Source organism: Mycobacterium sp. (assembly GCF_032159765.1).
In the GTDB taxonomy this organism is placed as follows: Bacteria; Actinomycetota; Actinomycetes; order Mycobacteriales; family Mycobacteriaceae; genus Mycobacterium.
The window spans coordinates 1-6,348 of record NZ_JAVHWM010000085.1 but is presented as its reverse complement, the minus strand read 5'-3'; the positions used below and the strand labels follow the sequence as shown (position 1 = coordinate 6,348).

At 65.3% G+C, this 6,348-nt stretch carries 6 protein-coding genes and 1 tRNA gene; 3 read left to right on the top strand and 4 right to left on the bottom strand.

What is annotated here, in order from left to right; genetic code table 11:
• Nucleotides 1-241: fluoride efflux transporter CrcB (crcB, locus tag QOH60_RS09460; protein ID WP_526419474.1), on the bottom strand; the 241-nt coding region annotated here is incomplete at its 3' end.
• Nucleotides 238-630 carry a fluoride efflux transporter CrcB gene (gene crcB, locus QOH60_RS09455; RefSeq protein ID WP_526419472.1) on the bottom strand — a complete coding sequence of 131 codons (393 nt, stop codon included), beginning with the start codon at nt 628-630 and terminating at the stop codon, nt 238-240. The genes crcB (QOH60_RS09460) and crcB (QOH60_RS09455), both read right to left, overlap by 4 nt.
• Before the next feature lie 74 nt (nt 631-704).
• Between crcB (QOH60_RS09455) and pgm the strand changes: the two genes are divergently transcribed.
• Nucleotides 705-2,339, top strand: coding sequence for a phosphoglucomutase (alpha-D-glucose-1,6-bisphosphate-dependent) (pgm, locus tag QOH60_RS09450; protein WP_526419470.1), 1,635 nt, complete (start codon nt 705-707; stop codon nt 2,337-2,339).
• Complete coding sequence (locus QOH60_RS09445; protein WP_526419468.1) at nt 2,336-3,589, top strand: MFS transporter; 1,254 nt, start codon at nt 2,336-2,338, stop codon at nt 3,587-3,589. The genes pgm and QOH60_RS09445 overlap by 4 nt, the downstream gene beginning before the upstream one ends.
• A 10-nt stretch (nt 3,590-3,599) precedes the next feature.
• Here QOH60_RS09445 and QOH60_RS09440 read toward each other — a convergent pair whose 3' ends face one another.
• Complete coding sequence (locus tag QOH60_RS09440) at nt 3,600-4,352, bottom strand: DUF4190 domain-containing protein (protein ID WP_526419466.1); 753 nt, start codon at nt 4,350-4,352, stop codon at nt 3,600-3,602.
• A gap of 16 nt (nt 4,353-4,368) precedes the next feature.
• Complete coding sequence (locus QOH60_RS09435; protein ID WP_526419464.1) at nt 4,369-6,054, bottom strand: alpha/beta hydrolase; 1,686 nt, start codon at nt 6,052-6,054, stop codon at nt 4,369-4,371.
• A 220-nt stretch (nt 6,055-6,274) separates the two neighbouring features.
• On the opposite strand from QOH60_RS09435, the gene QOH60_RS09430 reads away from it, so the two are divergent.
• A tRNA-Ala gene (locus tag QOH60_RS09430) sits at nt 6,275-6,347 on the top strand.
• The last annotated feature ends 1 nt before the right edge of the window (nt 6,348 follow it).

Here is a 6,348-nt window from a genome sequence, read left to right as displayed (position 1 = left end):
ATGTGGAGAACGTGGTGTAGGAACCGATCAGCGCGGTGCCGGCGAGAAGAGAAGCGTGGTGGCTGAGCGCCAGGCCGCTGAGTAGTCCGAGCACCACTGCGCCGGAAAGGTTGACGGTCAGGGTGCCGAACGGAAACGGGCCGGGTACCCGCCGCGCGACGGTGCGGTCGACAAGGAAACGCAGCACCGCGCCGACGCCGCCGAGAAGCACCACCCCGGTCCAGACGGCGATCGTCGTCAAAGGACGGTCACCCTGCGCACCAGCGCCGTCGCGAGATACACCGCGAGAAGCCCCGCTGCGATACTCGCGATCGTGTAGCCGGCGGCCAGCCCGTAGTGATGGTGCTCGAGCATCTTCAGCGTCTCCACCTGCATGGTGGAAAACGTCGTCAGGCCACCGCACAGCCCCGTGCCCAGGAGCGGCCGGCGGTAGCTGGACAGCGGCAGCCTCTCCAGCAGTCGAGTCGTGAAGTATCCCAGCAGGAATGCCCCGACGATGTTCACAGCGAACGTCGCCCACGGCCATCGTGCGGGGTCAGGGTCCGCGAGTGCCTCCAGGCCTGCGCGTGCGACGGTGCCGATCGCCCCGCCCGCGAAGACTGCCGCGAGCTCACGCCGGTCGAATGCCATGGCGCGAACCTACCCGCAAGCAAATGTTCATCTCCAATGTCGGATTCCGCGCACCACTGGAGCAGAATCGGTGCATGGCCGCCAACCCTCGTGCCGGACAGCCGGCGCAACCCGAAGATCTCATCGACGTCTCCCATGTCGTGACCGCGTATTACACGGTGCAACCCGATCCCGACGACGTCTTGCAGCAGGTGGTGTTCGGCACCTCCGGGCACCGCGGCTCCAGCCTCGACGGCGCGTTCAACGAGGCGCACATTCTTGCCACCACCCAGGCGATCGCCGAGTACCGCGCTGCGCAAGGCACCTCGGGCCCGTTGTTCATCGGCCGGGACACCCATGCGCTCTCCGAACCCGCGTGGGCGACGGCGCTGGAAGTGCTGGCTGCGAATGACATTGTGTCGATGATCGATTCGGCCGACCGCTACACGCCGACGCCGGCGGTCAGCCACGCGATCCTGGCGTACAACAAGGGCCGTTCGTCCGATCTTGCGGACGGGATCGTCGTCACGCCGTCACACAACCCACCCCGCGACGGCGGATTCAAGTACAACCCGCCCAACGGCGGCCCAGCGGACACCGACGCCACGGGCGCGATCGCCAAGCGCGCCAACGAGCTGCTGCGCCGCGGGCTCACAGACGTCAAGCGGGTACCGCTGGCCCGGGGGCTGCAGAGCGCCCAGCATCACGACTATCTCGAAGCATATGTTGCAGATCTGCCCAATGTCGTTGACATGCACGCGATTCGAGCTCAGGGAATCCGCATCGGCGCCGACCCGCTCGGTGGCGCCAGCGTCGACTACTGGGGCGCGATCGGCGAACGATACGACCTAGAGCTCACGGTGGTCAATCCGCTGGTCGACGCGACGTGGCGGTTCATGACTCTGGACACCGACGGCAAGATCCGGATGGACTGCAGCTCGCCGAACGCGATGGCGTCGCTGATCAGCAACCGCGATAAGTACCAGATCGCGACGGGCAACGACGCCGACTCCGACCGGCACGGCATTGTCACACCCGACGGCGGACTGATGAACCCGAACCACTACCTGGCCGTCGCGATCGACTACCTGTACAGCCACCGTGACGCATGGCCGGCGTCCACCGCGGTCGGCAAGACGGTGGTGAGCAGCTCGATCATCGACCGGGTGGTTGCCGGTCTGGGCCGCAAGCTGATCGAGGTTCCCGTCGGTTTCAAATGGTTCGTCGACGGATTAATCAGCGGCAGGATCGGTTTCGGCGGCGAGGAGAGCGCAGGCGCGTCGTTCCTGCGGATGGACGGCTCGGTGTGGACCACCGACAAGGACGGGATCATCCTCGCGCTGCTGGCGTCGGAGATCCTGGCGGTGACGGGTGAGACGCCGTCGCAGCGCTACGAGCAGTTGGCCGAAAAGTACGGGGCGCCAACCTATGCGCGCGTGGACGCGCCCGCTGACCGCGAGCAGAAGGCACGGCTGGCCAAACTGTCGCCCGAGCAGGTGACCGCCACCGACCTGGCCGGGGAGAAAATCACTGCCAAGCTGACCACGGCGCCGGGCAACGGCGCGCCGCTGGGGGGGCTGAAGGTGACCACCGCGGATGCGTGGTTTGCGGCGCGGCCATCGGGAACCGAGGACGTCTACAAGATCTACGCCGAGTCCTTCCGCGGTGCCGAGCACCTTCGCGAGGTCCAGGACGCTGCGCGTGAGGTGGTGGCGAAGGCGCTGGCGTGACGGCCCCGGAGGGCGACTGTACGGCGGCGCAGCCGCGCCTGCCCCGAGAAGTCTGGATCCTCGTCACCGCCAACGCGGTGATCGCACTCGGATATGGCGTGGTCTCACCTGTGTTGCCGCAGTACGCGCGGAATTTCGGCGTGAGCATCAGCGCGGCCACTTTCGTCGTGACCGCGTTCGCGGCGATGCGACTGATCTTCGCCCCGGCCAGCGGACTTTTCGTGCAGCGGGTAGGGGAGCGGCGGATCTACCTGACCGGCCTGTTGATCGTCGCGCTGTCGACGGGCGTGTGTGCGTTCGCGCAGACGTACTGGCAGCTCCTGCTGTTCCGCTCGCTCGGCGGTTTCGGTTCGGCGATGTTCAGCATCTCCTCGTTCGGCCTGATGATCCGGATTGCGCCACCGGATGCCCGGGGCCGCGTCGCCGGCCTGTTCTCGAGCGCGTTCCTCATCGGCTCCGTCGGTGGACCGGTGCTGGGAAGCCTGACCGCGGGCCTTGGCCTTTCCGCACCGTTCGCGATCTACGGTGTGGCGCTGCTGATTTCGGTTACCGTGGTGTTCTTCAGCCTGCGGAACTCCTCGCTCGCCGCGCCCGCGGAGGGTTCGGAGCCGCGCGTCACCGTACGAATGGTGTTGCGCAACAGGGCGTATCAGTCGGCGCTATTCTCGAACTTCGCGACGGGCTGGTCGGTTTTCGGGCTGCGCATCGCACTCGTGCCGTTGTTTGTCACCGAGGTGCTGCATCGCGGGCCCCGTGCCGCCGGACTGGCGCTGGCGGTATTCGCCGCGGGAAATGTGGCTGCCGTGATCCCGAGCGGCTACCTGTCGGATCGCCTGGGCCGCAAGACCCTGATCGTCATCGGCCTGGCGGTGTCGGCGGTGGCGACCGCGCTGGTGGGTCTGACATCGTCGCTGACGTCGTTTCTAGCGGGCGCGCTGGTTGCCGGCGCGGCCGCGGGAATGTTCACTTCGCCGCAGCAGGCCGCCGTCGCCGACGTCATCGGAAGCAAGGCGCGCGGCGGAACCGCAGTCGCGACATATCAGATGATGTCGGACGTCGGGGCGATTGCCGGAACCGTGGCGGTAGGAGTTCTCGCCCAATACCTTACGTTCGCAACGGCGTTCGTCGTCAGCGGCGGTATCCTTCTGGCCGCGGCGGTGGCGTGGTTGTTCTCGCCGGAGACACGGACGCCCACCGAGCCGACACCGGCGCGGGCACTGGGTCCGGAGGCGGCAGGCGAGTTGCCGTAGCGGGCGTCCGCTACTTCTTGACCGAGCCCGTGCGCTTGTTTCTGTCAAGCGTCATGCAGACCACGGAATGATTGCCCTGATCCCACGATTCCTGGGAGGGAGTAATCGTGTAGGTCCGCATGCCTGCTGGGTCTTTCGCGTAGTTCTGGAGTGCGTCGTGGCACTGCTTTGAATATTGGCTGCGCAGCACTGATGTACCAGGGAACCGGTCTCCCGGTATGTTCAAGATCGCGAAGACCTCGCTCTCGTGAGGTTTGTCGCACGACACCCTTGGCATCGTGGAGATGTTCTCGTCGCCGTCCGCCGGCGCCGTCTCGACACAGTCACCGACCTTGAGATCTCTTGCGGACACCAGGCTTTCAGCGAATATGATAAACAAAACGAACCCGACCACCAAGGCCACGATCCAGAGCCCGGAGCAGATGAGCCCGGCGATTGCCATGCCCCGGCCCTGCTGCCTGCCATCCTTGGTCTGGCTCAACGCGATGAACCCGAAGATGATGGCCAGAATCAGGCCAACACCCAACCCACATGGCCCGAGGATGCCGAGGACCAGGGATGCGATGGCGAAGCCACTAGTTGTGGCAGCTGAGCCGGAATGCTGGGAATACGGGTCGTACACCTCGCCGATGGGCGGCGGCGGATACGGCTGGTCGGTCGACTCCAGGAAGGGCTGTTCTACCGGCGGCGAATACGGGGGCGGAAACGGCGGCGGCGAATACGGGTCCCCTGGAGGCGGCGGATACGGCGGCGGCTCACTCACGCCAGCCATCGTATGGTCAGGCGTTCAAGAAGATCGACGTTCCAAAGCTTTCGACTGTCTTGATCAACTGGTCGATGGGCGACAGCTGGGTTGGCGGCGCGGGTATCGAGTAAGCAGTTGCCGTGCCCGCGGTGGTGGGAATCTGGAACGGTTGATCCGACGGGGCCTCGATTGTGTTGCCCGCGTACATGTCGTTGATCCAGTCGATCGAGAGGATCTTCACGGCCTCGACGTTCTGCGGTTGAGAGAAACCCGCGACGATGTATTCCGACAGCTGGATCAGCGGATTGCCGCCTTGCAGCCCGTCGATGTGCCGGCCGCCGACAAGTTGCACCCCGTTGAACTGCCCTGGTCGCAACGTCGTCATAGCGTCGATCATCTGGCCGTACATGTTCCAGAAGTAGGGCTCTGACGCGATCAGCAGGACAGGAACGTCGTGGTCCAGCTCGTCGAGCTTGCCGAAGGCCGTCTCGGGCACGCTCGGATCGAACGCGACGCCGTCGAGCAGCACGACACCGGCAAGATCTCCGGCCGTCCCGTTGTCGGCCATGTCGCCGGCCATGGCCGTGACGAAGCCTCCGCCGAGTGAGTGTCCGACAAGAACGACTTTCTGTGGCAATGTGACCCGCTCACCGGCTGCCGCGGATGCGCTGTTGACGAGTGCTTCGCGATTGCCTTCGAAGAGATCAGCGGCCGCGGCGGGCATCGTGGACCCACCGAGCCAATTACCGTCGGCGGCAAAGAAATTCGATGTGATGGTGGGTGCTACTACGATGCTGTGGGTCTGTTCGGCAAGGGCGGCTGCCGTGTAGCTGTAGATCGGGCCCTGCGCCAAGAAGCCGTGCTGGAGGTAGATGATGCCCTGCGGGTTCTCGTCGGCCGGGAAGTACCAGTCCGCGGGCGCTGTATAGCCGTTGTCGAATTCCAGCGTCGAGCTTTTCACCGTGACGGTGCTCCCGGGGGGAAGCACGGGAGGCCCGGCGGCCGCGGCGAACACCTGGTTGAAGACGTCGAAGACCAGGGTGGCGACCGGGCTGATGACCGCCTTCAAAAGGGATATCGGCGAAGGGTCGGTGGCTAGCTCGCGGCGGGCGAACGCCATCGTCGCCCATGCGGTGGGTGAATCGGCCGGAACGGGGGTGTCCGATGTGGCCGTGGATGTGTTGAGGAAGGAACTGACAAATCCGCGCAGGACACTCTGGAGGCCGGTTGGCTTGGGCGCCTTCGGCGCGGTAGGCGCCTTGGGGACCAGAGCCGCGGTGGCGGTCGACAGTTTCGCAGGCGCTTCAGTGGCGAGTGCGGTCGCCGGCGTTGACAGCCGCGCGGTGGTCTTGCTCGTGATGGTCTGCGACTTCGGTTCGAACTTCGACAGGATCGCCGCCAGCGGCCTCTGGGCCGTCAGCTTCGCCGGCGCCGGGGTGTCCTTCGTCGAATTACTTTGTGTTTCAGCAGTCTTGGACGCCGATTCGTGCTTCTTGCCGGGCGTGAGGTTTACGAGGTGCGGTCTGTCCGGCCGCTTGGTCTTGGGTTTCTCGGGGGTCTGCGAGCCGTCGGTTGGCGATGCACTCGACGAACTCGGCGACGAACTGTCTGACGGGTCGGCCCATGCGGTGTCGGATTGGGTGGTCGCGATCGCGGCGCCGACACCGAGCGCGACCGCAAACCCACAAAGACGGACCGTGAACCGGCTTGCTGGCATCATCGCAGCTCCCTCAGCCCTCGCGCTCGACGTCGAGCGCAGGAGATAGCGGCGAACGTTATCACGACGTGTGCTGGGACCTCCGGGCAATGACGTGGCTGGTGCGCGCGTCAACATAAGTTGACGCACCACAGAAGCTGAGATGCCGCGTCGGTGGAAGCGGCCTGACCTGCGGCTTTGAGCCGATATCGCAGGTGGTGTAGCTTCGATGGGCACAACTCTAGGGGCTATGGCGCAGCTGGTAGCGCACCACACTGGCAGTGTGGGGGTCAGGGGTTCGAGTCCCCTTAGCTCCAC